The organism is Shewanella sp. GutCb (assembly GCF_002836135.1).
Classification (GTDB): domain Bacteria; phylum Pseudomonadota; class Gammaproteobacteria; order Enterobacterales; family Shewanellaceae; genus Shewanella.
On record NZ_PJBL01000026.1, the window covers coordinates 21,031 to 46,578 of the forward strand.

The 25,548-nt window shown below is 41.9% G+C and carries 21 protein-coding genes and 1 tRNA gene; 7 read left to right on the plus strand and 15 right to left on the minus strand.

Annotation, left to right across the window (positions count from 1 at the left end):
• Positions 1 to 15 precede the first annotated feature (15 nt).
• From etrA to ttcA, 3 genes are all read left to right on the plus strand, one after another.
• Entirely contained in the window at positions 16 to 771 is a 756-nt protein-coding gene (gene etrA, locus CXF86_RS15505) for an electron transport transcriptional regulator EtrA (RefSeq protein WP_101091669.1), read from the plus strand.
• Between the two features lie 89 nt (positions 772 to 860).
• On the plus strand, positions 861 to 1,793 hold the full coding sequence (gene uspE / locus CXF86_RS15510) for a universal stress protein UspE (RefSeq protein WP_101091691.1): 933 nt from the start codon (positions 861 to 863) through the stop codon (positions 1,791 to 1,793).
• Positions 1,794 to 1,872: 79 nt separating this feature from the next.
• Positions 1,873 to 2,811 carry a tRNA 2-thiocytidine(32) synthetase TtcA gene (ttcA, locus tag CXF86_RS15515; protein ID WP_101091668.1) on the plus strand — a complete coding sequence of 313 codons (939 nt, stop codon included), beginning with the start codon at positions 1,873 to 1,875 and terminating at the stop codon, positions 2,809 to 2,811.
• A 63-nt stretch (positions 2,812 to 2,874) separates the two neighbouring features.
• Here ttcA and CXF86_RS15520 read toward each other — a convergent pair whose 3' ends face one another.
• Together CXF86_RS15520 and CXF86_RS15525 are read right to left on the minus strand one after the other, a co-directional pair.
• Positions 2,875 to 3,495, minus strand: a complete 621-nt coding sequence (locus CXF86_RS15520; protein ID WP_101091667.1) for a DUF2987 domain-containing protein — start codon at positions 3,493 to 3,495, stop codon at positions 2,875 to 2,877.
• Entirely contained in the window at positions 3,473 to 4,300 is an 828-nt protein-coding gene (locus CXF86_RS15525) for a glucosaminidase domain-containing protein (RefSeq protein WP_101091666.1), read from the minus strand. Before CXF86_RS15525 ends, CXF86_RS15520 begins: the two co-directional genes overlap by 23 nt.
• A gap of 158 nt (positions 4,301 to 4,458) precedes the next feature.
• On the opposite strand from CXF86_RS15525, the gene yvcK reads away from it, so the two are divergent.
• Positions 4,459 to 5,364 carry a uridine diphosphate-N-acetylglucosamine-binding protein YvcK gene (yvcK, locus tag CXF86_RS15530; protein WP_102039441.1) on the plus strand — a complete coding sequence of 302 codons (906 nt, stop codon included), beginning with the start codon at positions 4,459 to 4,461 and terminating at the stop codon, positions 5,362 to 5,364.
• Positions 5,365 to 5,418: 54 nt separating this feature from the next.
• Here yvcK and CXF86_RS15535 read toward each other — a convergent pair whose 3' ends face one another.
• The 7 genes from CXF86_RS15535 to lrp all read right to left on the minus strand — a co-directional run bounded on the left by CXF86_RS15535 (position 5,419) and on the right by lrp (position 13,810).
• Positions 5,419 to 6,612, minus strand: coding sequence for an amino acid aminotransferase (locus CXF86_RS15535; RefSeq protein ID WP_101091664.1), 1,194 nt, complete (start codon positions 6,610 to 6,612; stop codon positions 5,419 to 5,421).
• A 258-nt stretch (positions 6,613 to 6,870) separates the two neighbouring features.
• Complete coding sequence (serS, locus tag CXF86_RS15540) at positions 6,871 to 8,157, minus strand: serine--tRNA ligase (RefSeq protein ID WP_101091663.1); 1,287 nt, start codon at positions 8,155 to 8,157, stop codon at positions 6,871 to 6,873.
• Positions 8,158 to 8,175: 18 nt separating this feature from the next.
• Entirely contained in the window at positions 8,176 to 8,550 is a 375-nt protein-coding gene (gene crcB / locus CXF86_RS15545) for a fluoride efflux transporter CrcB (RefSeq protein WP_101091662.1), read from the minus strand.
• Positions 8,543 to 9,874 (minus strand): replication-associated recombination protein A, encoded by a 1,332-nt coding sequence (locus tag CXF86_RS15550; protein WP_101091661.1) that lies wholly within the window; start codon positions 9,872 to 9,874, stop codon positions 8,543 to 8,545. The genes crcB and CXF86_RS15550 overlap by 8 nt, the downstream gene beginning before the upstream one ends.
• Before the next feature lie 9 nt (positions 9,875 to 9,883).
• Positions 9,884 to 10,510, minus strand: coding sequence for an outer membrane lipoprotein periplasmic chaperone LolA (gene lolA, locus CXF86_RS15555; RefSeq protein ID WP_101091660.1), 627 nt, complete (start codon positions 10,508 to 10,510; stop codon positions 9,884 to 9,886).
• 92 nt (positions 10,511 to 10,602) lie between these two features.
• Entirely contained in the window at positions 10,603 to 13,113 is a 2,511-nt protein-coding gene (locus CXF86_RS15560) for a DNA translocase FtsK (RefSeq protein WP_101091659.1), read from the minus strand.
• A gap of 193 nt (positions 13,114 to 13,306) precedes the next feature.
• Complete coding sequence (gene lrp, locus CXF86_RS15565) at positions 13,307 to 13,810, minus strand: leucine-responsive transcriptional regulator Lrp (RefSeq protein WP_101091658.1); 504 nt, start codon at positions 13,808 to 13,810, stop codon at positions 13,307 to 13,309.
• Positions 13,811 to 13,990: 180 nt separating this feature from the next.
• Between lrp and ald the strand changes: the two genes are divergently transcribed.
• Positions 13,991 to 15,106 (plus strand): alanine dehydrogenase, encoded by a 1,116-nt coding sequence (gene ald, locus CXF86_RS15570; protein ID WP_101091657.1) that lies wholly within the window; start codon positions 13,991 to 13,993, stop codon positions 15,104 to 15,106.
• A 66-nt stretch (positions 15,107 to 15,172) separates the two neighbouring features.
• Here the strand turns inward: ald and CXF86_RS15575 are convergent, their stop codons facing one another.
• The 4 genes from CXF86_RS15575 to CXF86_RS15590 all read right to left on the minus strand — a co-directional run bounded on the left by CXF86_RS15575 (position 15,173) and on the right by CXF86_RS15590 (position 20,789).
• Positions 15,173 to 15,853, minus strand: coding sequence for a response regulator transcription factor (locus CXF86_RS15575; protein WP_102039442.1), 681 nt, complete (start codon positions 15,851 to 15,853; stop codon positions 15,173 to 15,175).
• A gap of 165 nt (positions 15,854 to 16,018) precedes the next feature.
• Positions 16,019 to 17,791 (minus strand): DUF885 domain-containing protein, encoded by a 1,773-nt coding sequence (locus CXF86_RS15580; protein WP_102039443.1) that lies wholly within the window; start codon positions 17,789 to 17,791, stop codon positions 16,019 to 16,021.
• Between the two features lie 171 nt (positions 17,792 to 17,962).
• Positions 17,963 to 19,891, minus strand: a complete 1,929-nt coding sequence (locus tag CXF86_RS15585) for a RecQ family ATP-dependent DNA helicase (RefSeq protein ID WP_102039444.1) — start codon at positions 19,889 to 19,891, stop codon at positions 17,963 to 17,965.
• A gap of 40 nt (positions 19,892 to 19,931) precedes the next feature.
• Positions 19,932 to 20,789, minus strand: a complete 858-nt coding sequence (locus CXF86_RS15590; RefSeq protein WP_102039445.1) for an endonuclease/exonuclease/phosphatase family protein — start codon at positions 20,787 to 20,789, stop codon at positions 19,932 to 19,934.
• 164 nt (positions 20,790 to 20,953) lie between these two features.
• Between CXF86_RS15590 and cls the strand changes: the two genes are divergently transcribed.
• Together cls and CXF86_RS15600 are read left to right on the plus strand one after the other, a co-directional pair.
• The gene (gene cls, locus CXF86_RS15595) at positions 20,954 to 22,411 is read left to right on the plus strand and encodes a cardiolipin synthase (protein ID WP_101091652.1); all 1,458 of its coding nucleotides are present in this window, start codon (positions 20,954 to 20,956) and stop codon (positions 22,409 to 22,411) included.
• Between the two features lie 60 nt (positions 22,412 to 22,471).
• On the plus strand, positions 22,472 to 23,104 hold the full coding sequence (locus CXF86_RS15600; RefSeq protein ID WP_102039446.1) for a sulfotransferase: 633 nt from the start codon (positions 22,472 to 22,474) through the stop codon (positions 23,102 to 23,104).
• A 74-nt stretch (positions 23,105 to 23,178) separates the two neighbouring features.
• Here the strand turns inward: CXF86_RS15600 and CXF86_RS15605 are convergent.
• Both CXF86_RS15605 and CXF86_RS15615 read right to left on the minus strand, forming a co-directional pair.
• A tRNA-Ser gene (locus CXF86_RS15605) sits at positions 23,179 to 23,268 on the minus strand.
• A gap of 180 nt (positions 23,269 to 23,448) precedes the next feature.
• Positions 23,449 to 25,443, minus strand: a complete 1,995-nt coding sequence (locus tag CXF86_RS15615; RefSeq protein WP_102039448.1) for a methyl-accepting chemotaxis protein — start codon at positions 25,441 to 25,443, stop codon at positions 23,449 to 23,451.
• Positions 25,444 to 25,548: the final 105 nt, after the last annotated feature.

Below are 25,548 nucleotides of genomic sequence, written 5' to 3' on the forward strand. Positions count from 1 at the left end.
AAACTGAGATAGATAATGAGCGTAGATAATAATAATAAACATCGTCGTCAAATGGCATCAGGCTGTGCGATTCATTGTCATGACTGCAGCATGGGTACTCTGTGTATTCCGTTTACTCTAAATACTACCGAATTAGATCAATTAGACGAAATCATCGAGCGTAAAAAGCCTATCCAAAAAGGTGAAGCTATTTTTAAGTCTGGTGACCCTCTTAAGTCTCTTTTTGCCATTCGTTCTGGCACCATAAAAAGTTACACCATTACTGAGCAAGGTGATGAACAGATCACGGGGTTTCATCTCGCGGGTGACGTGATAGGATTTGACGGAATTCATTCTCAATTCCATCAAAGCTTTGCACAAGCACTTGAAACCTCAATGGTGTGTGAGATCCCTTATACAACATTGGATGAGCTCATCGGCAAAATGCCTAAACTCAGACAGCAAGTTATGCGTCTAATGAGTAATGAGATCCAAACCGATCAAGAGATGATTCTGCTACTGAGTAAGAAAAATGCCGAAGAAAGATTAGCCGCATTTATCAGTAATCTTGCTAAACGTTTTGGTAGCCGTGGTTTTTCACCAAGAGAGTTTCGTTTAACCATGACTCGTGGTGATATCGGTAATTATTTGGGCTTGACCGTAGAAACGATTAGCCGACTTTTGGGGCGTTTTCAGAAAGCTGATCTTATTGAAGTAAAAGGTAAATACATTACCATTCTCGATATTGATGCGTTAAGTGAGCTATCAGGCAACAGTAATATTGCCCGTTAAACGTTATCGACTATTCTGTTGATCTATAACAATACAAAGCCATCTTTATGGTGCAAGATGGTAATACGATATTAGATAAGGATAAAGTTATGATGGATTATCAAAAACTCCTTGTAGTGGTTGATCCAACCACCGATAAACAAGCCGCATTAGCCAGAGCCATTGAACTAGCATCGGCTAATAATGCCAGTATTACCGTCTTTTTATCTATCTTCGATTTCTCTTATGAGATGACATCTATTTTGTCAGGCCAAGAACGAGAAGCGATGCGCGAAGGCGTAGTGGCACAACGTAAGGCGTGGTTAGATGATATAGTTGGTCAGTTTAAGACTGGAAATATCAGCATTGAATCTAAAGTCGTTTGGCACAACCGTCCTTTCGAAAGCATCATTAACCACGTTATTCAGGGCCAATATGATGTCATCGTTAAAGGTACTCATGAGCACGATAAGCTAAAGTCAGTTATCTTTACCCCAACTGATTGGCATCTGTTAAGAAAAGCTCCTGTCCCTGTTTTATTAGTCAAAGAACATGATTGGCCTGTTGCCGGTAAAATCCTCTGCGCCATTAACGTGAGTTCTGAAGACGAAACCAACCAGTCATTAAATGTTAAAATAATCGAACATGCACAAAAGCTCGCAAAGCAGTTTGATGCCCAGATCCACCTCGTAAACGGCTATCCAGGCACACCGGTTAATCTGGCGATTGAGTTACCAGACTTTGACTCTCACTCCTACAGTGAAACCATTCGCAGACAACATGAAGAACGTATTACCTATCTTGCCGAAGCCTATGATATTTCGCCTGATTTTTGTCATGTAAGAGAAGGTTTACCGGAAGATGTGATCCCAGATCTCGCGCAAAAGCTTGATGCAGAATTAGTCATTCTGGGCACCATAGGCAGAACCGGACTTTCGGCTGCGCTCATTGGTAATACCGCAGAACATGTCATCGACAGTATTAACTGTGATTTACTTGCGGTGAAGCCTGACGGATATAAATCACCTCTTGAAGAAGCTTAACGCTTAACGGGCTTTACCCGAAGTGCTTTAGCTGGAATAATACGCGCCCTGAACATTTGTGTACTAGGCGCGTTTTTTTATGTCCGAAGAATTATCACCAGAACAGATCTCTCGTCGCAGCAAACTACAGAAACGCTTGCGCTCTGAAGTTGGCAAAGCCATTGGCGACTACAACATGATTGAAGAAGGCGATCGTGTTATGTGCTGTTTATCTGGGGGCAAAGATAGCTATGCTATGTTAGATATTCTGCTTAACCTTCAGCAACGAGCGCCGATCAAGTTTGAAATAGTGGCGGTCAACCTTGACCAAAAGCAGCCTGGTTTCCCTGAAGAGATCTTACCCACCTACCTAGACACGCTTGGTGTGGCATATCATATCTTAGAAAAAGACACCTACTCTATCGTCATGGATAAAATTCCAGAAGGTAAAACCACTTGCTCATTATGCTCACGTTTGCGCCGTGGCACGCTTTATGGTTTTGCGCAAAAGATTGGTGCGACTAAAATTGCACTAGGTCATCATCGAGATGACATTATTGAAACCATGTTCCTAAACATGTTTTTTGCGGGCAGAATGAAAGCGATGCCACCCAAGCTTTTATCTGATGACGGTGCCAATATGGTTATTCGTCCACTGGCTTATAGCAAAGAAAAAGACATAGCTGAATATGCTGAGCTGAAAAAGTTTCCCATCATCCCCTGTAACCTTTGTGGCTCGCAAGAGAATCTAAAACGTGCAGCAGTTAAAGATATGCTAGTTCAATGGGACAGAGATTTCCCTGGACGTATAGAAACCATATTCACTGCGATGCAAAATACAGCGCCTTCTCAAGGTGTCGACAGAGCTAAATTTGATTTTCTAGCGCTAGAGCGTAATGCAGATGCGCCTTTGAAGGGCGATGTTGCTGAATCTGACCTACCTGCCTTTGATTTTGTTGATATCACCAATAATGGCCATATTGATTTAGATAAAGCGGCGCGTATTGATGTCGTTAGCACTTATAGTCCGAATAGCTAAGTTAAGCGTTAATCGATATTAATAAAGCCCTCTTTAGAGGGCTTTATTCGATCAGCTTAGAGGCTATTTGGCTGTCCATGGGCTAATGACTTTAGGCGCCTGACTAAACTCGATTGAGTTAAGGCTTTCAATCACTTCTTTATCCAAACGGTAAGTTCCACTAACAGGTATTTTCTTCCCATCGAGCGTTATCACAACATCGGCATCAAACTCTAAATTAAGTCCGGCTATTTCAGATGCAAAATAACGCATAGGAAACCCTTGCATCATACTTAACAGGGTATTCATTTCTGTTTGGATCTGCAGTAACTCTGCACCGTCATATGCTTGTTTTGTATTCTTTGATCTCACCTGCATCGCAATTGCGCAAGACTTCGCATCGCCATCAACATTAAGGTTAATCAGTGCTCTGTCTGATTTTAACTGTGCGTCATAAGGCAAAAATATTCTTTGGTCTTTGGTGAACGTTAATGGAAATGACTCTTTTTCAGTCGAAATTGTTCCATCAATAAGCTTGCAACCATTGGCTTTTGATACTGAAAAAGCCACTTCAACCAGTTGATAATTACCTTTATTGACTTGCTTAAGTCGCTGATAAAAACTTTGGTACTCTAACGATATAGGTTCAGCATTTACCGTTGCGCAACTAAACATAACTAAGCTAAACAGCAGGGATTTTTTCATTTTTTTCCACTAAATAGGGTTGATTTTGACGTAACATTTCAAGTAACTCATCGATATAAGCTTCTTGTCTTTCTGAATAATTCACCAGGCCATAAACAAGTTTATCAGCACTGGGCTCTTGGTTCTCCGCTCTCATATCTGCTCTAATTGACCTAAACAAGGCATAAGCAGCATTGGAGTTAAGATTGCGCATATAGGAGGCTATAGAGTCCTCAACTGTTTTAAAAACAGCGACTTCATGTGATAGCCCATTAGTGCGAGATTGTGGTACTAATCCACAGCCCTTTCTAAAGCACCATTGGCCGAAAAAGTTAAGCCCTTCTCTCGCGAAACGAGAACTGCCCCAACCGGTCTCATTGGCGGCTTGTATCAACACCATATGTACAGGGACAACATCGACTCTGACGAGCAGTTTGTTGATGGTGTTAGTATTAATTCGTCTCGAAGTATACTGGTATTTTTCTGCAATCTGTTGCAAACGGAACTCATCTGCATCAGTGAGTTGTTTGTCATTTTCAAGCTGGGTATTAATACCAATCAAAAACTGACGCTCATCTTCAATAATGGCATTCTGATGTTTAACAGATGGGCGCAGAAAATCAAAAAATGCACGTTTCTTTGCTTTTACATCTTTAATGTCGCTAAATCTAGGGACTTTGCTAACCAGTTCATTATTTCTTATGGCTTTACCTAATGGTTGCCCTTCATGAGTAAGCGAAGGGATTAGTGTTAGCCTAATAAGTAAGAAACCACCAATAACGACACCAAAAGCGATGGTAAACAAACCAACTTTACCTGTCTTCACTGCACATCCTTATAATATACAAAATATGTCTTTGCTTAACCTGTGATTTTTGTATTATATGCCAGCTAGATCAAGATTACATCGCGAAAGATTCCGATTAAATCGTTATACTTATTGCGACCAATAAAACATCTGGGTATTCAGGAAGGAGACCCCCCATGGAAAACAATGCACTTAATCAATATCAGCAAGTCGTCGCCATTGGTGGCGGACATGGCCTAGGACGCGTACTCTCAGCATTGTCATTTCTTGGCCCTAAACTGACAGGGATCGTAGCCACAACTGATAATGGTGGTTCTACCGGTCGTCTAAGAGCCGAAAAAGACTGTATTGCTTGGGGCGATCTACGTAATTGCCTTACACAGCTATCTAAAAAACCTTCAATTGGTTCACTCATGTTTGAGTACCGCTTTAAGGGTGAAAGTGAACTCAATGGCCACAATTTAGGTAATTTAATGCTCACCGCATTAGATGAGCTATGCGTTAGGCCGTTGGAAGCGATTAATTTAGTGCGTCAATTTTTAAATATCACAACTCGTCTAATCCCGATGTCTGAAGAACCAACACACCTTGTCGCCATCGAAGCGAGCGGCAGAAGTGTTTTTGGTGAAATGAACGTCGACAAAATGACCGATACTCCCATAGCATTGTCACTTGACCCGTTAGTACAAGCAACGTGTGAAGCCTGCGATGCAATACGTGATGCAGATTTAATCATACTCGGCCCAGGCAGTTTTTTAACCAGTATCATGCCTCCGCTGCTGTTGCCTAAAATAGCAAAAGCGCTAGCCGAATCTTCGGCGGAAGTGATTTTAATTGATAATCTAACCGATGAACCGTCACCGATAGCAAATTGTGGACTCACGCAAAAGCTAGATTGGTGTCATCAAGTGCTTGGCCTTAAAATCATTGATAAGGTACTTAGCCATGCTGAAACCGCTTATCGAGAGGGTAACACCAGCTACTATCCCTTAAGAAGTTCACATCATATTGGGCTACATGATAAGCGTGCGTTGGCAAATGCGCTCGCAGAAATGTTGCCAGATAAACTCAATGTTGTTTAAACATTAGCAACAAAAAAAGGACCTAAGAAGGTCCTTTTTAAGTGTAATATCCGTTTATAGAACCGCGGCAATCGCCTTACATATAATCGGCATATTCGTTTTAGTCATGCCGGCAACGCTGATACGTCCAGAACCTACAATATAAACGCCAAACTCATCTTTTAGACGCTTTACCTGCGCTTTATCCAAGCCTGAAAAACTAAACATGCCATTTTGGCTAGAGATAAATTCAAAGTCTTGAGTCACACCACTTTCTTTCAATGATGCGACGAATAAAGTCCGCATTTCGGCGATGCGCTCTCGCATACCTTGTAGTTCATCATGCCAAAGTTGCTTTAACGACTCATCTTCTAAAATAGTACTAACGATCAATGCGCCATGCGCTGGAGGGTTAGAGTATGAAGCACGAATGGTGCTCTTTATCTGGCTAAAAGCATTTACCACTTCGGTATCGTTTGCGGCTACGACTGTTACAGCGCCAATACGTTCGTTATACAGACCAAAGTTCTTCGAGAAAGAGTTGGCAATAATAAGCTCGGGGACAGTGTCAGCAACAATACGTAGTCCTGTAGCATCCTCTTCAACGCCAGTGCCAAAACCTTGATAAGCGAAATCAAATAACGGCACTAATGACTTACTCACGCATAGCTGTGCTACCGCGAGCCATTGGGCCTCATTTAAATCGATTCCTGTCGGGTTATGACAACAACCATGGAGTAAAACAAGATCGCCCTCTTTTGCGCCACTCAAATCAGCTAACATGGCATCAAAATCTAGACTGTGCGTCTCTGCTTTATAATAGCCGTAAGATTGCGTCTTCAAGCCTGCAGATTGAAAAATATTTTGATGGTTTGCCCAGGTAGGATTACTGACCCAAATGGTGTCAGCTTTCGTATGTCGAACTAAAAACTCCGCTGCGACTCGAAGTGAGCCAGTACCGCCAGGAGCTTGTGCGGTTAACGCTCGGCCGTTATTAACAACGGTATGATCATTGCCAAACAATAGCGTTTGTACTGCACCGTTATACGCCTGTACGCCTTCCATCCCTAAATAGCTTTTAGTCTTCTCTGTTGCCAGTAACTTTTCTTCTGCTAATTTAACGGCTTTAAGAATAGGGGTTTTTCCAGATTCATCTTTATAGATCCCAACGCCTAAATTGACTTTATCCTCTCGGGGATCTGCTTTGAAGGCATCGGTAAGGCCTAGGATTGGATCGGCTGGGGCAAGTTCAACCTGGGAAAATATCATAACTGCTTTCCTAAATAGAGGTGTGTAGGGGGTTCTGCTGTAGTTATACCATTGAAGTCACGCCGTAGAAAGTGAGTTTTAGCGACTAAAAAATAAAATTACCCATATTATCAATATTTGTCATTTATAGCCCTAGTATGATCAATAAACAGCATTAATTAAGTCAATTAATTGATATTATCTAAATGAGTAATTTGCGATCAAAAAACACACATAAAAAAGCCCCTACACTGTAGAGGCCTTTTTAATGAGTTTGGTTTAGCCGATTTTTTCTAAACCGCCCATGTAACCACGTAACACTTCAGGTATCGTAATTGAACCGTCTTCATTCTGGTAGTTTTCAAGGACAGCCACTAAGGTACGACCTACTGCAAGGCCTGAACCATTAAGCGTATGTAATAGGCTTGGTTTCTTAGCTGTTTTAGCTTTAAAACGGGCTTGCATACGACGAGACTGGAAATCCTGCATGTTACTGCACGATGAAATCTCTCTAAAAGTGTTTTGAGCCGGTAACCAGACTTCGATATCAAACGTCTTGCTTGATCCAAAGCCCATATCACCGGTACATAGCACCATAGTGCGGTACGGAAGTTCAAGTTTCTGTAGCACTGTTTCAGCATGAATCGTCAGCTCTTCAAGCGCTTGCATTGAAGTTTCTGGTTTTACTAGCTGTACTAGCTCTACCTTATCAAATTGATGCTGACGGATTAATCCACGAGTATCACGGCCATATGAACCCGCTTCACTTCTGAAACAAGGTGTATGAGCCGTCAACATTACCGGCAACTCATCTTCATCGATAATAGTATCACGAGCCATGTTGGTCAGTGGCACTTCAGCGGTTGGGATAAGGCTTAGGCCCTGCCCCTCTTCTGTTGCGGGTTTGGTATGAAACAGGTCTTCACCAAACTTGGGTAACTGTCCTGTGCCCAACAAGCTATCTTCATTGACCAGCAGCGGAACGTAAGCCTCTGTGTAGCCGTGTTCAGTCGTATGAAGGTCAAGCATAAACTGTGCTAACGCACGATGCATGCGAGCTATTTGGCCTTTCATTATAATAAAGCGCGTACCGGTAATTTTAACAGCACTCTTAAAATCGAGCCCGCCAAGTGTTTCACCGAGTTCAACATGATCTTTGACGTCGAAGCTAAATTCTCTTGGTGTACCCCAGCGACGTACTTCAACATTACCAGACTCATCACTGCCAATCGGTGCTGATTCGTCCGGTAAGTTAGGCACGCTCATCGCAATAGCATTAAGCTCTTCAAGCAATGCAGATAATTCTAATTTCTTAGCATCAAGTTCTGCACCAAGAGTGCCGACTTTAGCCATAATAGGGGCAACATCTTCACCCTTTGCTTTTGCTTGGCCAATCGATTTTGAGATCGCATTGCGTGAAGCTTGTAACTCTTCAGTAGCGACCTGCAGCGACTTGCGCTTTTCTTCTAATTTACCTAAACGGTCGACATCTAAAATGAAACCACGAGTTGCTAAACGCTCAGCGGTTACTTCTAATTCATTTCGTAAAAATTTTGGATCTAACATGTCTTATTGTCTTAATAGTTAATAACGAGAAAACACCAATTGCTGTCCTAGAAAAACGACGAATATACACACGCCTACATTGACAACAACATTCAAAATCGCTTTAACCAAATAACCTTCTTGCATCAGCAATAAAGACTCATTGGAAAAAGTAGAAAACGTAGTGAGGGCGCCTAACATTCCCACACCAATAAATGCTTTAATTTCTGGGCTCACTTCACTGACTTGACCAAAGGCGTATACAACACCCATTAAAAATGATCCCAGTATATTGACTACAAGTGTACCAAAAGGAAATCCACTACCAAACACCTGAAGCATTAAAATTGAGATAAGATAACGTAAAACTGCACCAACAGACCCACCTAACGCAACAAAAAGTATATTACTCATATCTTTTTACCTTACTTTGCTGATTAAGAATCGCTAAGTGCTCAAGCTTTTCTTTTATTCGTTTCTCAAATCCGCGCTCTGTTGGATAATAAAAACGGCTATCGGCAATCGATTTAGGCAGGTAAACCTCCCCTTCAGCATAAGCATTGGGTTCATCATGAGCGTATCGATATCCTTCACCGTAACCGATGTCTTGCATCAGTTTAGTCGGTGCATTTCTTAAATGCTCCGGTACACTTTCATTGCCCGTTTCTCGTGCAAGCTGTCTTGCGGCTTTAAAAGCGGTGTAGACAGCATTACTTTTGGGCGCACTTGCTAGGTACAAAACAGCTTGTGCTATCGCTCTTTCCCCTTCAGAGGGGCCCACTCGATGAAAACACTCCCAAGCATTGACCGCAACAGACATCGCATTAGGATCTGCATTGCCGATATCTTCTGACGCGATGGCAAGTAACCGTCTGCCAATATAGAGAGGATCGCAGCCACCTTCGAGCATTCGGCAATACCAATAAAGCGCAGCGTCGGGGTTTGAGCCACGAATAGATTTATGTACCGCTGAAATTAGGTCGTAGTATTGGTCGCCATTCTTATCAAACCCCGCGAGTTGCTGGCCTGCCACCTGAATGATCATCGCTTCGGTGAAAACTTCACCGTCTTTAAGCATATCGCTAATCAATTCGATAAGGTTTAATGCTTTACGTGCATCGCCGTCGCATACTTGTGCTAATTTTAACGCCACATCTGGCGGTAAAATCAACTTACGCTTACCGAGTCCACGTTCTTCATCAGCCAAAGCCTGCTGGGTGATCAGACAGATCTCCTCGGTAGTCAGCGCCTTAATCAGATACACACGTGCACGCGATAAGAGTGCGTTATTTATCTCAAAAGAAGGATTTTCAGTTGTTGCACCAACAAAAATCACCGTTCCATCTTCTATAAACGGTAAAAAGGCATCTTGTTGGCTTTTATTAAAACGATGAACTTCATCAACAAAAAGTAAAGTACGTTGCCCACGAGATTGAGCAACATTTTTTGCATGTTCTATTGCACTTCTAATCTCTTTAACACCTGAGGTGACGGCAGAAATACGTTCAACATGGGCATTAACATGACTGGCTACAAGCTCTGCCAGTGTGGTTTTACCTGTTCCTGGTGGCCCCCAAAACATCATGGAGTGAGCTCTTCCAGCTTCAAGTGCTTGCCTTAACGGTTGCCCTTCGCCCAATAAATGTTGTTGTCCAACATATTGCGCTAATGTTTCCGGGCGCATTCTAGCCGCTAGAGGCCTAAAATCGGGTGCGAAATCTAAACTTAAACTACTCACGGAACACTCTTAATGACTAGACTTCAAACGTTGATCATCAATATCAACATTTTCAGGCACGATAAATTCAAATAAATTACCTTCACTCTCGGTTACATGGGTTTGATCTGTAAGAGTAAAGTTACTGGTATTGCCTTGCTGATCTTTTAGCACCATTTTAGTCAATGTTAGCTCGTTAAAGCAGACCTCAACTTCCGACACGCCAGCCTCTTTATCTATTGGGCTTATTTCAAAACATTGGCCATTATTTTCAACCTGGTATTGTGACCATGTTTGCGGATCAGAATGGACAAGTAAGGCGATAGGAGATGCACTTATTGCTTGGTTAACATCCATAACCGACACCTCTTCTGCAAAAGGATTGTAGATCCATACATCAGTACCGTCGGCGACAATCAATGATTCATCCGGCGCGGTTAAGTGCCAGTAAAATTGATTTGGCTGCGCCAGTGCAAAAATACCTTCACCCGTCTGAATCACTTTGTCATTAATATCGGTGACGGTCTGACTAAAATTGGCTTTAAGGTTATTGATTTCGGCAAGCTTTACTTTTAGCTCCTCAGAAGCATCCGCTTGAACTGAAAAATGCGCTAATAAAGGTAACCCTGCCATCGCCATAGCGATAAGTCTATTCATGTTGGTTCTCCCGGTTGCGCCCTAGGCACAACACTGATATTGAGTGTCTTCATTATTCATAACCACAAATTCATCCGCTAAACTTATTGAAATTAATCAAAGTCTTTAGGTGGAGGCGGTGCTAATACTTCACGGTTCCCATTGTGGCCTTGGGCACTAACTACACCTTGAAGTTCCATTTGTTCAATAATCCGTGCCGCGCGGTTATAACCAATTTTGAATTTTCGTTGCACACTAGAGATTGATCCGCGACGCGTTTGGGTAACAAATGCCACTGCTTCATCGTATAACACATCAGTATCTTCGTCAGATTCGCTGGCCTCACCAGGAAGCAACACCTGCTCTCCTTCTGCTGAGCCTTGTAAAATATCTGTAATGTATTGTGGTTTTCCGCGAGCATGCCAATCAGCAACAACCTTGTGTACTTCATGATCGTCAATAAAGGCGCCATGGACGCGACTAGGAACACTCGTGCCCGGTGGCAAATAAAGCATGTCACCCATACCTAATAAGGTTTCTGCGCCTTGTTGATCCAAAATCGTTCTTGAATCGATTCGTGAAGACACTTGGAAAGCCATACGAGTTGGAATGTTTGCTTTAATCAAACCTGTAATAACATCAACCGATGGTCTCTGCGTCGCTAATATTAAATGTATGCCTGCCGCACGTGCTTTTTGCGCGATACGTGCAATAAGCTCTTCAACCTTTTTACCCACAATCATCATCATGTCGGCAAATTCATCAACGACAACAACGATTGAAGGGAGCTTATCGAGCTCTGGCGCTTCGGGTTCCATGCTGTCGGATGATTTCCATAGAGGATCGACAATGGGTTCGCCAGCCTCTTTAGCATTTTTAATTTTAAGGTTATAACCTTTAAGGTTACGTACCCCAAGAGCTGACATGAGCTTATAGCGACGCTCCATTTCACCGACACACCAGCGAAGTGAGTTAGCCGCTTCTTTCATATCAGTAACAACCTCACACAACAGATGTGGGATCCCTTCATAAACTGAAAGTTCTAACATCTTCGGGTCGATCATAATGAAGCGAACATCATCTGGCCCCGATTTATACAGTAAACTAGTGATCATCACGTTTACGCCGACTGACTTACCTGAGCCAGTGGTACCTGCCACTAACAGGTGTGGCATTTTACCTAGGTCAACAATGACGGGCTTACCGCCGATATCAGCCCCAAGTACCATACTTAAATGAGATGGACTATCTCTGAATTCATCGCAATCTAATACGTCACGCATAAAGACCGTTTCTCTAAACTTGTTAGGTAACTCGAGACCTACAAATGCTTTACCTGGTATAACTTCAACCACTCGGACACTCTCTGCCAGCAGCGAACGCGCTAAATCTTTGGATAAACTAGTGATCTTTGAAGCTTTAACGCCAGGCGCTAGTTCGAGCTCAAAACGAGTAATAACAGGACCTGGATATACGCCAACGACTTTTGCCGTAATGTTGAAATCAGCAAGTTTAACTTCGACTAATCTACCGACTTGGTCTAACTCTTCTTGGCTTATGGGGTTACTTTTTCGATTGGGTACATCGAGTAATGAAATACTTGGTAGCGGCTCCATCGCAGCTTTGCTCACCGGACCTTCCTCTTGGCCAGGTAAAATAACGATGCCATCGACGATCTTGGCTTTGCCATCATTTATGCGTTTGCTTGCGTTTACCGCGCCAGTTGATTTTTTTGCGTCAAAATCAATCGTCTCAACTTCAGGTTGAACGTCTGCAATCCAAGGCGCTTGAATTGTTGGTTCTATGGCTTGCGATGGCTGTGTTAATAAAGGTTCTATTTTAGGTTCTAACCGAGTATTAGCACTCTTTGCTGTTTCTGGGTTAACTGAATCATCCTGCTCATAAAGATTAGCATCACACGTTTCTTGTTCATCCCGTTCTTTACTGCGTTTTTCACGAAAACGCTCAACCACGGATAAGAAACCGCGAGTATCTTCAGTTTCTTCTTTATTAGGGACAAGTTTTGCGGGTAATTGTCGTAATGACTTAAAGCACCATAACGTCGCGAAGCCAGTTAAATCAATAATAGTTAGCCAACTAATACCAGTAAGCAGCGTAAAACCGGCACCCACAAAACATAATAGCAGTAGTGTTGTCCCTAACTGATTAAAGTAGGGCAGCATCGCTTGGCCTATTACATCCCCCGTGACACCACCGGCTGAAAATTCGTAAAGTCCATTTGCGTTCATACTGCCTAATGCTGCAAGGCTAAACACAATAAGAAGAAAGCCTATTAATCTCAAGCCTACAGAAAAGTAGTCAATTTCTAGCAATCTATGGGTGCGTTTAAACAGCGACCAACCCGTTAAAGCGATAATGACTGGGATGATATAAGCGGTATAACCGAAAATATAAAGTAATACGTCGGCTAACCAAGCACCAACAGCGCCGGTGAGGTTTTGAATATCTCCATCAAAATGGGATTGGCTCCAGCCGGGATCGGATGCATTAAAACTGCTTAGCGCAATAAGGATATAAGTTGCAATCATGCAACAGATGATCAGACTACCTTCTAATAGTCGTTGTACGCCGGAAAGGGTTTTTACACTAGTTGCCTTGGACAATCGCAAGCCTACAATAAAAAAGACGATAATGTCAGTAAGATACCAGAAATGAGTTTATTTTGCAGCGTTTGAGTTGGACACAATAAAGTGAATAATTATTCATGTGGAATCTTTGCATCATTTTGTATCAATTGTATTTTGTATAAAAGAAGGGAGTCGATTGACGCCCTTCTTGCACAAGAAAACAACAAAATTACATTTCAGAAGTCGTATTGATAGCCACACGATTCGTCTGCTTAACCTCTTCCATCACCACATAAGTGCGTGTATCAGAGACTGAAGGTAGTTTAAGTAAGGTTTCCCCTAATAAACGACGATAAGCGGACATATCGGATACTCGAGTCTTCAATAAATAATCGAAATCACCTGAAACTAAATGACATTCTTGAATATCATCAAGTAGTTGCACGGCATCGTTAAACTTATCAAATACTTCCGCTGTATCACGATTTAACGTGATCTCAACAAACACCAGTAAAGATGCACCCAAAAAGTGGGGATTGACTAATGCTGTATATCCTTTGATATATCCTTGTTTTTCAAGCCTTTTAACTCGCTCTAGACAAGGAGTGGGACTCAGCCCAACACGTTTTGATAGTTCTACATTGGAAATGCGCCCATCAAGTTGTAACTCATTAAGTATATTTCTATCGATTCGATCTAAGTCTTTTATAGGACTCTTTTTATTATTAACCATATTTACAACCTTGAATTGCATCTATAACAAAATAAAACACTGTGTTTAGATAAACTTCAGCAGCATAAACTGCCGAAGGAATACTATACTAGATTTCCCTGAAACATTCACGTTCAGGCATAACAAAATAACAATTACACCCATAGAAAATGGGTTTTTATGCGAAATTGAGGCTCTAAGATGATTATAGGTGTTCCAAAAGAAATCAAAAACCACGAATATCGTGTAGGCATGGTACCTTCTAGCGTTCGTGAATTGACTCTACGTGGTCATGAGGTTTTTATTGAAACAAGTGCTGGCTCTGGCATTGGTTTTACCGATGAAGATTACGTTAATGTAGGCGCTAAAATCCTAGCAACTGCAGCTGAGGTTTTTGCCCAATCAGAAATGATTGTTAAGGTAAAAGAACCACAAGCAGTAGAACGTGCAATGTTAAGAGAAGACCAACTTCTATTTACCTACTTACATTTAGCGCCTGATTTACCACAAACAGAAGACCTTATTAAAAGTGGCTCTGTTTGTATAGCTTATGAAACGGTAACAGATGACCGTGGTGCACTCCCCTTACTTGCGCCAATGTCTGAAGTTGCTGGCCGTATGTCGATTCAAGCTGGCGCAATGGCACTTGAAAAGTCGATGGGCGGACGTGGTATGCTGCTTGGCGGTGTACCAGGTGTTGAACCTGCTAAAGTCGTTATTATCGGTGGCGGCATGGTGGGAACAAACGCTGCGCAAATGGCAGTAGGCCTAGGCGCTGATGTTGTTATTCTTGATCGTAGCATTGATGCATTACGTCGTCTAAATGCACAGTTTGATAATAAAGTTAAAGCAATCTATTCAACAGCTGATGCTATTGAAAAGCATGTTTTAGAAGCTGACCTTGTCATTGGTGGTGTACTTGTTCCAGGTGCTGCAGCGCCGAAGCTTGTCACTCGAGCGCATATTGCCGCAATGAAGCCAGGTTCTGCAATTGTAGATGTTGCAATCGACCAAGGTGGTTGTATTGAGACTTCACATGCAACAACACACCAAGACCCTACGTATATTGTTGATGATGTTGTTCATTATTGTGTCGCGAATATGCCTGGTGCTGTTGCTCGTACCTCGACTTTTGCACTTAACAATGCCACATTGCCATACATTATTAAGTTGGCTCAACTTGGTTACCGTGAAGCTTTGCTTCAAGACAAGCACCTATTAAATGGTCTTAATGTTATGCACGGTAAGATCACTTGTGCGGAAGTAGCTGAAGCGTTGAACCTTGAATATGTTAATCCAACTATCCTATTAAAATAATAGCTTAATTGATTACGATTAAAAAAAGGGAGCTTTAAGCTCCCTTTTTTTATTGTGTTTAATTAGTTACATCTCTGCAAAACTATACCCTTTACCTCTAACCGTATTGATTAAGGATTTAGGCAGCTGTATCGCTGCTAATTTTCTTCGCGTGTTACTGATATGCATATCTAAGTTTCTATCAAACTGGCCTAGTTCTTTTTGCAGTACTCTTAGCTGTAACTCTTGCTTTGCAATAACCCTACCCTTGCGTTCAAATAGGTATTTGAACAACTTAAATTCTGTTTGAGTAAAGGAAACTTCTTTTGAAGAAATAGACACGCTATAGCTACTATCATCAAACAACACATCGGTTGCTAAATCGTCGTTTATTTCAGATTCATTTCTGACTAATTCTATTCGACGTTGAATGGCTCTGATCCTTACGATTAACTCACGTTGACTGAAAGGTTTACTCAGAAAATCGTCTGCGCCTAGCTCAAATACACTAACGCGTTCACGTTCTGTATCCAGTGAAGAGATAACCATTACCGGGGTTTTATCATTGCGTAATTTTAACATCTCAATACCATTTAACTTTGGCATGTTAATATCAAGAATAATAAGATCAGGGTTAATATGCTGCAGTTTTTCAAGTGCCTCTTGGCCATCTGACGCAAGAGTAACAATAAAGTGTTCAGCCTCTAAATGGCTCTTTAATAGACTTTGTAGTACAAGATCATCATCAACGAGCAGTATGTTTTTCATTTCACGTAATCTAAATGCGAACGATTACCATTGAGATTACATTAAGAGCGTTAAATAAGCTAGTAGAGAATGATGGGATAGATCACATTTCTGTTAAATCAAAGGACTAAACAAACAAAAAACCAGCAATTATGTTAACTGCTGGTTTAATGATATTTGAATATGCTATTTATGCAGCATTAGCTCTCTAATATATTTGACTGGAGCACTACCATAACTTAAGAACTCTTCGTGGAATGCCTTAAGGTCAAAGTCATCACCTTTCAGTGCTTTATACTCTTCTCTAAAGTCATATATTTCACGATATCCTGAATAGTAGCTAGTCAGCTGCACCTGACTCAGCGTTGCTCTACGCCACTTCCCTTGCGCCTCGGCTTGTTGCTGGAAAGCTTCATTGATCATAAGATCAAGAGCCTCTGCTTCTGTCATTCCTTTAACCTGGATACCATAGTCGAGTATTGTGTTACAGATAACACGTAGGTTCCATTTGTAATACATTAACCACATTTCAGGCTCAAAATTACCATAGCCCTCTTCTAACATCATTCGCTCGGTATAAACCGCCCAACCTTCCACCATAGCGCCATTACCAAACAAACTCTTAATTAAGCTTGGCGATTCATTCGAGTAAACCAATTGTGTGTAGTGACCGGGGATCGCTTCATGGATATTTAACACCTGCAGAATCCAATGATTATATTCTCTTAGATAACTTTCTGCGGACTCATCATTCATGCCGTCCAATGGAGTGACGTTGTAATAGGTGTTACCCGACTTTTCATATGGTCCCGGAGCACTAATCGATGCTCCAGCATAACCACGCATATAAGCTGGGGTTTCACGTACGATGAGAGGTTTATTGGGATCAAGCGTGACTAAGTCCTTTTCATTAACGAAGGCAATTAGCTCTGGGATCTGCGCCCTAACTTCATCCACAAAGTCGTCACGCTTAACATGCTTAACCGATAACTTATCGATAAGCTGTTTTATGGCCACTTTATTGTCTTTCGGCATTGGCGTATCGAAATTGGTAGGCCATAGCTTTTCGGTGATCTTTGTCATCTCTGCTTGTACGCGATTCTTATCTTCTATCGCTTTTTCATACAAGGCCTTACCGCTCATCCCCGCTTGAATGTCGTAGGCAAATTTCTGTTCATACAGCGTTTCGCCAATTCTGAAACTACGTGCGCCCTCTTTGTCTAATTTGGCTTCAAGTGCCTTTAACCAGTCGATATGTTCGTTTATGGCTATGGTGGCTTTATTGAAGCGTGTTACAAACAGTACCTTTTGCTCATTAGTTAGCTCTGAAGCGATAACCTGATCTAGAAGGTCATTGTTAAAGACAGAAAAAGCACCTTCATTTTGCATAATCGCCAGCTGTGTATGCTCTAGCGTAGGGTGACTTATATTTTCTCGAGCTGCAGCGTAATAAGCTGGGACGTTTTCCATTCTCGACAGTACTGAAGCTAAACGTTGATCTAAAGGCGCGAAATTTTCATTGATGATCTGCGCAAAGCCGCCTGAGACATTGTAGTTAGTTGGATCCCACTGCCAAGACTTAAAGGTTTCTATGTCCCAACGCATCTGACCAATCAAGTTTTCAATTAAGCGATAATCCGTTAACAAACCGGGAGTTAGACTGTCTTTGTCAAAATGAGTCAACAATGCTGATTGCTTCGATACAAAATCTAAGCTAGCTTGGCGAGCCTGCTCATTGGGGACTTTAAGCACACCGTCATACTGATGAAAACCACTATACAAAGCCCAAGTTGGCGATTCGAGCCACAAATCATCGATAAAACTCTGACTAAACTGTTGAAATGCCAAATTTTGATCTGTCATTTCAATAGTGCTTTGCTCTATAGACGTTTGAGTTTGACAGGCTGTGAGCCCAGTCAGTGATAATGCGATGGCAAGCGTTAGCGCGGCTTTTTTCATGTGAAATCCCTTAGTTATCATTATTCGCAATCTATGTAGCGATAAATTTGCAGTCAGTTAAACATGTTCTTTGTTTTTTTACATTAATAAAGTCGAGTTGGAAAATCTTTGTTACATAGTATGCATAAAACAACGCGTATTATGCATACTACTAATAAAGGTGTTACTACTTTAAAGCTGCTGCTCTACCCACGCTAGCACCTCTTTAAAGCGGTAGCGTTCAAATTGTGCAAAGCCTTGCACTTGTCTCATTTTCAGTTTGGTAAACAAGGGCGTTGTTAAGCCGCATAAAAAGCGTGTTAACAACACCGCTGATGTATGCGATTTTAACTTTGAAACGGCTTCAGCGCAGATCTGCTGAAAATCATATTCAATCAAAGGTTTCAAGTACACGGGTTCGGGTAATACCGCGATGTGATTAAGGCAGACAGAACAATGACCACACGCTGTGATGGCATTTGGATCTGAGAAATACTGCGCGAGCTGCAAACTTAAGCAACGGTCACTACCAAAAAATGACACGAGAAAATTAATTCGCTCAATTTCACTGCTCTCCTTAATGCTAAATTGCTGATAAAGCCGCTCTGCTAGTCCATCAACGTTTAATTCTGCGGCATACACGTCATAAACCTGTGTTAACTGTTTACTTTGCAGTTCTATTAGCTGTTTTTGATCTAAGTAATCTAAAGCTTTTATTGCTCGACCACGACTATTAGGGTAAATGGTCTCAAGTTGATTAAGATCAGCACTGTGCCAAATTTTAGCTTTTACAGAGGTATCGACAATCGCTTTAACAAAATGCTGGCGCTCGGGATCAAAGCGACTCAACATCGCCTCTAAAGAGGTCTGCAACTTATATTTGTATTCGGCAAAATAGCTGTATTTAGGTTTAATAACGCCTTGCATCTCAAGATAAACTAACAAGGTTTTCAAACTCAGAGGTCGAATATTTGAGGATGTAGAAAGCTGATTGAGCATCAACTCCCAAATATTATTCTGTTGAGCCACTGACTTAATCTCATCAATAACACGGGTAATAGCGTTAAGCTCAGGTGTATCGCCAAATACAAAGTTTTCTAATACATTAAGATTATCTTTATTTGCCAGCACCATACATTCGGAATCTTTACCGTCTCGCCCAGCACGTCCAATTTCTTGCGCGTAGTTTTCTATCGATTTAGGCAGATCATAATGCACCACAAAACGTATATCGCTTTTATCTATACCCATTCCAAAAGCAATAGTGGCAACAATGATGGGGACTTCACCTGACATAAAGCGAGTCTGAATTGACTTGCGTTCATCACTGTCCATTCCAGCATGATAAGCCAATACGTTATAGCCGTTGGCTTGTAAATACTTGGCGACTATTTCAGCACTTTTTTGCAAGGTCACATAAACAATTCCACTCGTGCGTTGTCGTTCATTTAACCAATTAACTAAAAATCGGGATTTATCGGCTTCTTTTATCCCAACAGCATTGAGATGTAAGTTAGATCTATAAAAGCCGGTTAATGTAATGTTTTCAGGCGCTATTGCAAATTTACTGCCCATATCGGCAATCACTTTTGAAGTTGCTGTCGCGGTTAACAGCAGCACTTGCGGAATATTCAACATCCGTTGATAACTTGGTAGTTTTAAGTAATCGGGCCGAAAGTTATGACCCCACTCCGAGATACAATGGGCTTCATCTATCACCAGTAAAGAGATTGCAATACCACTGATAAAACGCCTGAATCTTTCGTTATTCAAACGCTCAACTGAGATCATCAGCACTTTTATACTGCCATCAGTCACACCGTCTAATACTGCCGCGGCCTGCTCAGGGGTTTGAGTGGAATCAATAGATGCAGCAGAAATACCTCGAGCGTCTAAATAAGCTAACTGATCTTGCATCAGCGCCAATAACGGCGATACAACTAATGTAAGGTTTGGCAATGTAACTGCAGGTAATTGATAGCATAGCGACTTGCCTGACCCTGTTGGGAAAATGGCAGCTGCGCTTTGACCATTTAATATCTTGCTAACGACTTCTTGCTGGCCGGTTCTAAAAGCACTAAAACCGAAATACTGTTTAAGTAACGCGTGCGCGTCATCCATACTTTGTCCTATCGGTGACTCTTCACGAGTAGTTGACTTACTAAGGGATTTTTTTGATTAATCTAAAATATGCTTTAAGCGGATGATGATCTGAACTATCTGTGACAATTGATTCAGTTTTTACCAATTGCAGATCTCGATAAAATATATGGTCAAGCGATTGACCAAAAATGGTCGTTCGCGAGTCATCATTAGGCACAGCTTCCGTTAATGCTGCATTTCTCGCCATTGTTGCTATGTATTCTCCACGCTCGCTACTCCAGGTGTTGAGATCACCCGCCAAAATAACAGGGCCTTTGTGTTCGCTTATCGCCGCAGCAACGACGTTGAGTTGAGCACGGTACTCTTCAAGTCCTAACGTAAAATTGATACTGTGTATATTAGCGACCAACAACTGGCTGTTATCTGACAACAGATAATAGGATACCAATAAAGATTTCGGATATTGGATTAATGGTTCTGAGTATCTAAAGGCGCAGGTACTTAAGGGATAGTCTTGCGACAAATTCATCACCCCCACAGGCTCACCACCGAATATAAATGCCTTTGCCAACACCCAACCCTGTTTTTGCTCGTTAATTAGTGCCTTTAGATCATCTGTTAGCGTTGCCTCTTGCAGCAATAGCAAGTCAGTCCGGTCTGCCAGCTGTTTTAGTACATTTTGCCAGCCCTCATTCTGCTGCTTATAGATATTCCAGATTGCAATATCTAGATAGCCATGTCTATCAAGCGGTACATTCGGGCTATGTGTGACACATTGCACTGCATTAACACCATCAGTGTCATTTGCTAACAATGTATCTTTAAGCGGAATTACTGTACTTTGGTAAATATAGAGGCCAATCAATGTCACTAACAACAGTGAAAATAAAATGAGCTTACGAAGAATTCTAAACATGGTGAGTTATTCTGCTTCTTACTTAGATTTACGGTAATGTTTTCATTATAATAGCTTTTACTCATGTGTGGCATAAACATTAGTCGCTTAACTCACTAGCGCACCTTTAATGACTGTTCCAGTGCTCTTCTCGATCTCCTAAGGCTTATATTATCAAAGAAAACATGTACCACTTTTATCAACTACTCACCCTCGCTGGCGTATTTATTTACTGGTTAGTGATTGCTGGTATCAGCGTGCGAGTCGTTGTTAAAAGGCGGGCAATTGGCGTCTCATTGGCGTGGTTGATGATAATCTATATCGTGCCGTTAGGGGGAGCATTTGCCTACCTCTTGTTTGGCGAGCTCAACTTAGGGAAAAAACGTGCAGAACGCGCACAGCAGATGTACTCGCCCTATGAGCAATGGTTTTCAAATCTCTATAACGTCCGCCAATATAAGCCTCATGTCTCCAGCCTTTACGGGCAATCAATTAGTGCCATATGCGAAAAACAGATTGGTATTCCTGCACTTGCCGATAATCAATTAACACTGCTGAACCAAACCCATGAGATCCTTGAAATGTTAATCAAGGATATTGACCAAGCGACTGAATCAATCCACCTTGAGTTCTACATCTGGCAACCTGGTGGTAAAGCCGATGATGTCGCGCAAGCTCTAGTGGGATCGGCTAATCGCGGCGTTTGCGTAAAGTTGCTGCTCGATGCCGCTGGCAGCCGGAGCTTTTTTAAAAGTCATTGGCCTACTACATTTAAAAAAGCAGGGATCAGCGTTGTCAATGCACTCGAAGTCTCACCATTGAGGATGTTCTTTAGACGGCTCGATTTAAGATTACATCGGAAAATTGTGGTCTTAGATAATCAGATTGCTTATACAGGCTCCATGAACCTTGTTGATCCAAAGTATTTCAATCAAGAGGCAGGCGTTGGAGAATGGATTGACGTGATGGTCAGGATCACGGGCACTACGGTGCCTGTACTAAACAGCATCCATGCGTGGGACTGGGAAGTTGAAACCAATGAGCGCGTGTTACCCGAACTGCCGAAATGTTTACCACATGATGACAATGACATCACAGATTTAGTGCAGGTTATTCCGTCAGGGCCAGGAATGCGAGATGAGATTATTCATCAGGTCTTACTGCAAAGCATCTATCAAGCGCAAAAAAGTATTGTTATTACCACTCCCTATTTTGTACCCAGTGAAAATTTGCAACTGGCACTCATTATTGCTGCTCAGCGCGATGTGCAAGTTGATATCATCGTACCGGATAAAAATGACTCGCTGATGGTTGAATGGGCTAGCCGAGCCTTTTTCTCGGAACTCCTCGATGCTGGTGTGAATATTCATCGTTTTAAAGGCGGCTTATTACACACCAAGTCAGTTGTCATCGACGGAAATCATTGCCTAATAGGCACGGTAAATCTTGATATGCGAAGCTTATGGCTCAACTTTGAGGTTACCTTAGCGGTAGACAACCTTCCGTTTACGCAGGAGCTTGAACGGGTCCAACAAAGTTATTTAGCTGACTCTGTAATGGTATCTCCTGAGCTATGGGCAAAACGCTCTTTAGCCAACCGTATCACTGAACGTATTTTTTACCTGTTTAGCCCTTTGCTGTAGGTAGATTGCAAGCAACAGCAACCTCTAACACTTATTTCTTTATATTGGTTTTATAAGCACATGAACAAACTTTTTATTATTGGATTACCCAGAACAGGTACAACGAGTATCAGCGTTGCCTTACTAGACTATGGATTCAATGTCGCTCACACCGCCTACACAAAAAGGGCATTTGAATTAGCCGATGTAATTTCTGACTCTCCATGCTTTTGTGATTACGCACAACTTGATAAGCTTTTCCCAGGTTCCAAATTTGTCTATTTAGAAAGAGACTTAACGCTTTGGGTGCCTTCTATGCAGATGCTCATTAATAAAATGTTGGCTAACTTAGACCTTAAAAGCGGTATATTCAACCCCGTATTAAAACGTACTTTCAATGCTGTTTTTGAATTTTCATCTACACGAGTCCCAGACAATAAAGAGCACCTGGCAAAGTGTTATCAGCAACATAAACAGGGAGTACTCGCATATTTTGAAAACAGAGATGATCTTATCTGTCTCGACGTTAGCAAACCAAGTAGCTTAAGCGAGTTACTGACATTTATAGGGATAAGTACAGAGGAAAACTTGGACTTCCCTCATCTAAATGTAGGCAGAAAAGTCGCTTGCTGGAAAGAGCATAAGCACCCCAATAAAGTTAATTCAAATGCCGCAGGCCTAGAGCAGCGTAAGTTCTTTGATTACTCGCACTAAATATTTGGGCGGTAACAAGCAAAAATAACACAGCAAAAAGCCCGTTATCTTTCGATAACGGGCTTTTCTATATATGGCGGTGAGCGAGAGATTCGAACTCTCGTTAGGGATAAACCTAAACACACTTTCCAGGCGTGCGCCTTCAGCCACTCAGCCAGCTCACCAATTGATTCTTTTTATGTGGTTAATCATCACAATAGTCAACAACATAGCTTACGCTGCTAACGGAGCGACACTTTACGCAAAAGGGGCAATTGCGTCAAGCGTATTTGTGGCCAGCAGCAGCGTTTGCATATTTGCTAGCCAAATTAGCGCTATTAGCCGTAATTTTAACCCACTATCAGTCAACTCAGTTTAAATTTACTGACTTCTATAGCAACATTGCTTGACCCTTTAACCAGCTCGTTGGTGAGAGATTGGAGTTCATTAGCGATAGTGTGAGTATTGCTATAGAGCTCACTAATTTTTAACGCATTTTGATTCACCTCTTCCGCCACTGCACTTTGCTCATGCGTCGATGCCGCGATCTGTTCATTCATGCTGTCTATTACCCCGACATGATTGACTATCTTTTTAAGCTCTACGCTGACCTTTTCTGCCTCTTCAACACTTTGACTTGCTTGCTTTGTACCGCGTTCCATTGAAAGCACTGCGATACTAGCCCCGGAGCTTAGTCGCTCTGTCATGGCTTTTATATCTCCTGTTGCACTTTGTGCTCGCTGCGCAAGGTTACGTACTTCATCAGCTACAACAGCAAAACCACGGCCCATTTCCCCAGCTCTTGCGGCTTCGATAGCGGCATTGAGTGCCAGCAAGTTAGTTTGCTCTGCAATACCGCTTATAACATCAGACACAGCTACAATGCCTTGTATATCAAGTTCAAGTGCTTGCAACGCTGCTGCAGACTCATTAATGTCGCTGGCAAGTAAAGTAATAGCAGCGCTTGAACGCCCGACCTCTTCATTACCGTCTTGCGCCTCAATGTTAGCTTCCGCTGATGCTTCAGAGGCATTTTCAGCATTAATGGCTATCTCTGCGACGGTAGCACTCATTTCGGTCATGGCTGACGCGACCTGCTCCACTTCACGGTGGCCCAGCTCAACATCGCTTTTTAGCTGTGTAGAGTGTTGTTCCAATTTTTCTACTGCTTGAAATAAAACTGTTGAATTAGTGGTAACGTGAGCAATGACATTTTCAAAATCTGTCATCATGCCGTTAAATGCCTTGGCTAATTGGCCAAATTCATCATCGCTGTTCTGAACAATTCTGACACTGAGATCGAAATCTTCTCGCGCCAGCGTCACTGAACGCTGCAGGTTAGAAACACTTTCATGGATAAAACGCATGACAGAAATAGAAACCAGCAACACCATACTTGCTGCCAATAACAATATCGCTAATGTTACATAAAGGTATTTAGTCGCAATGGCTAACCTTGCTTCAGTGACGGTGATTAATTCATTTGATAACTGGTGCTCAAATTGGCTTAACAGCTCAATCCGGTTAGTTGCAGTTTGAAACCAGAGCTCCGGCAGCTGTTGTTCTAATTTTGCAGCATTTTGCACAAAACCAATAGCTCGATACGCTTCAACCTCTTTAAAGGCTTGATTGTTCTTTAACTGCTGAAAAGCAGAATATGTTTGCGGGTCAGTTAACGCCAAGAATCTTTCTTGATACGCGCCCTGCTCCGATACAAGTGTCACGAAACGACGATAAGCACCGGCTTTAAAAGTGTCATTACCAAAGGTTGAACTCAGTACCGCGCGTTCAATGCCTGCCCGCTCTTTCATTTGCAAATATGCAGCAAATGCAGCGGCCTTAATGGCAATTTGTTGGTTAGCACCTTTCTTCGCTGTTAAGTCCACGATGCTCAGTAGCTCTTTATTTAAAGCAGTATAGAATGCCACCTCATCCGCAACATTAATCGATAGACCTTTTACCTTTTTTCGAATCTCTGGGATCTCACTGATTAAATTTTTAGTATTGCGGATCTCGGTTGTAAAAGCCGAAGGCAATGGATGATCACTCAGAAATGACTGGAAAGTGTGAATAAGCTTATCGGTATCTCTTTGCTGTAGCGGTAACTTACTTTGAAACGCCGAGCCGTTAGAGCCAATGAAGCCGGCGCTCATGCCGCGCTCTTTTTGTATTTCGTGGACCAAGCTACTATTAGCAACAGCAAGTTGACTCAAAATAAGTACTTGGTCGAGTTCTTTGGTTAACTTGTACTGATCATTCGCATACAGCCCGCCAAATAGGATAGAGGCGAGTAAAGAAGGCGCGATAACAATCACAAATTTTTGTTTTAATGTAAGGTTGCCGATCCAATTCCATTTCATTCGTAAGCCTTATTAATAATTAAATCAATTTATGGCTTAGGATAAACGAAACTAGTTCAAGGTAAACAGTCGTTTACACAAAATGTTATAAAAAAAGCCTGCGAT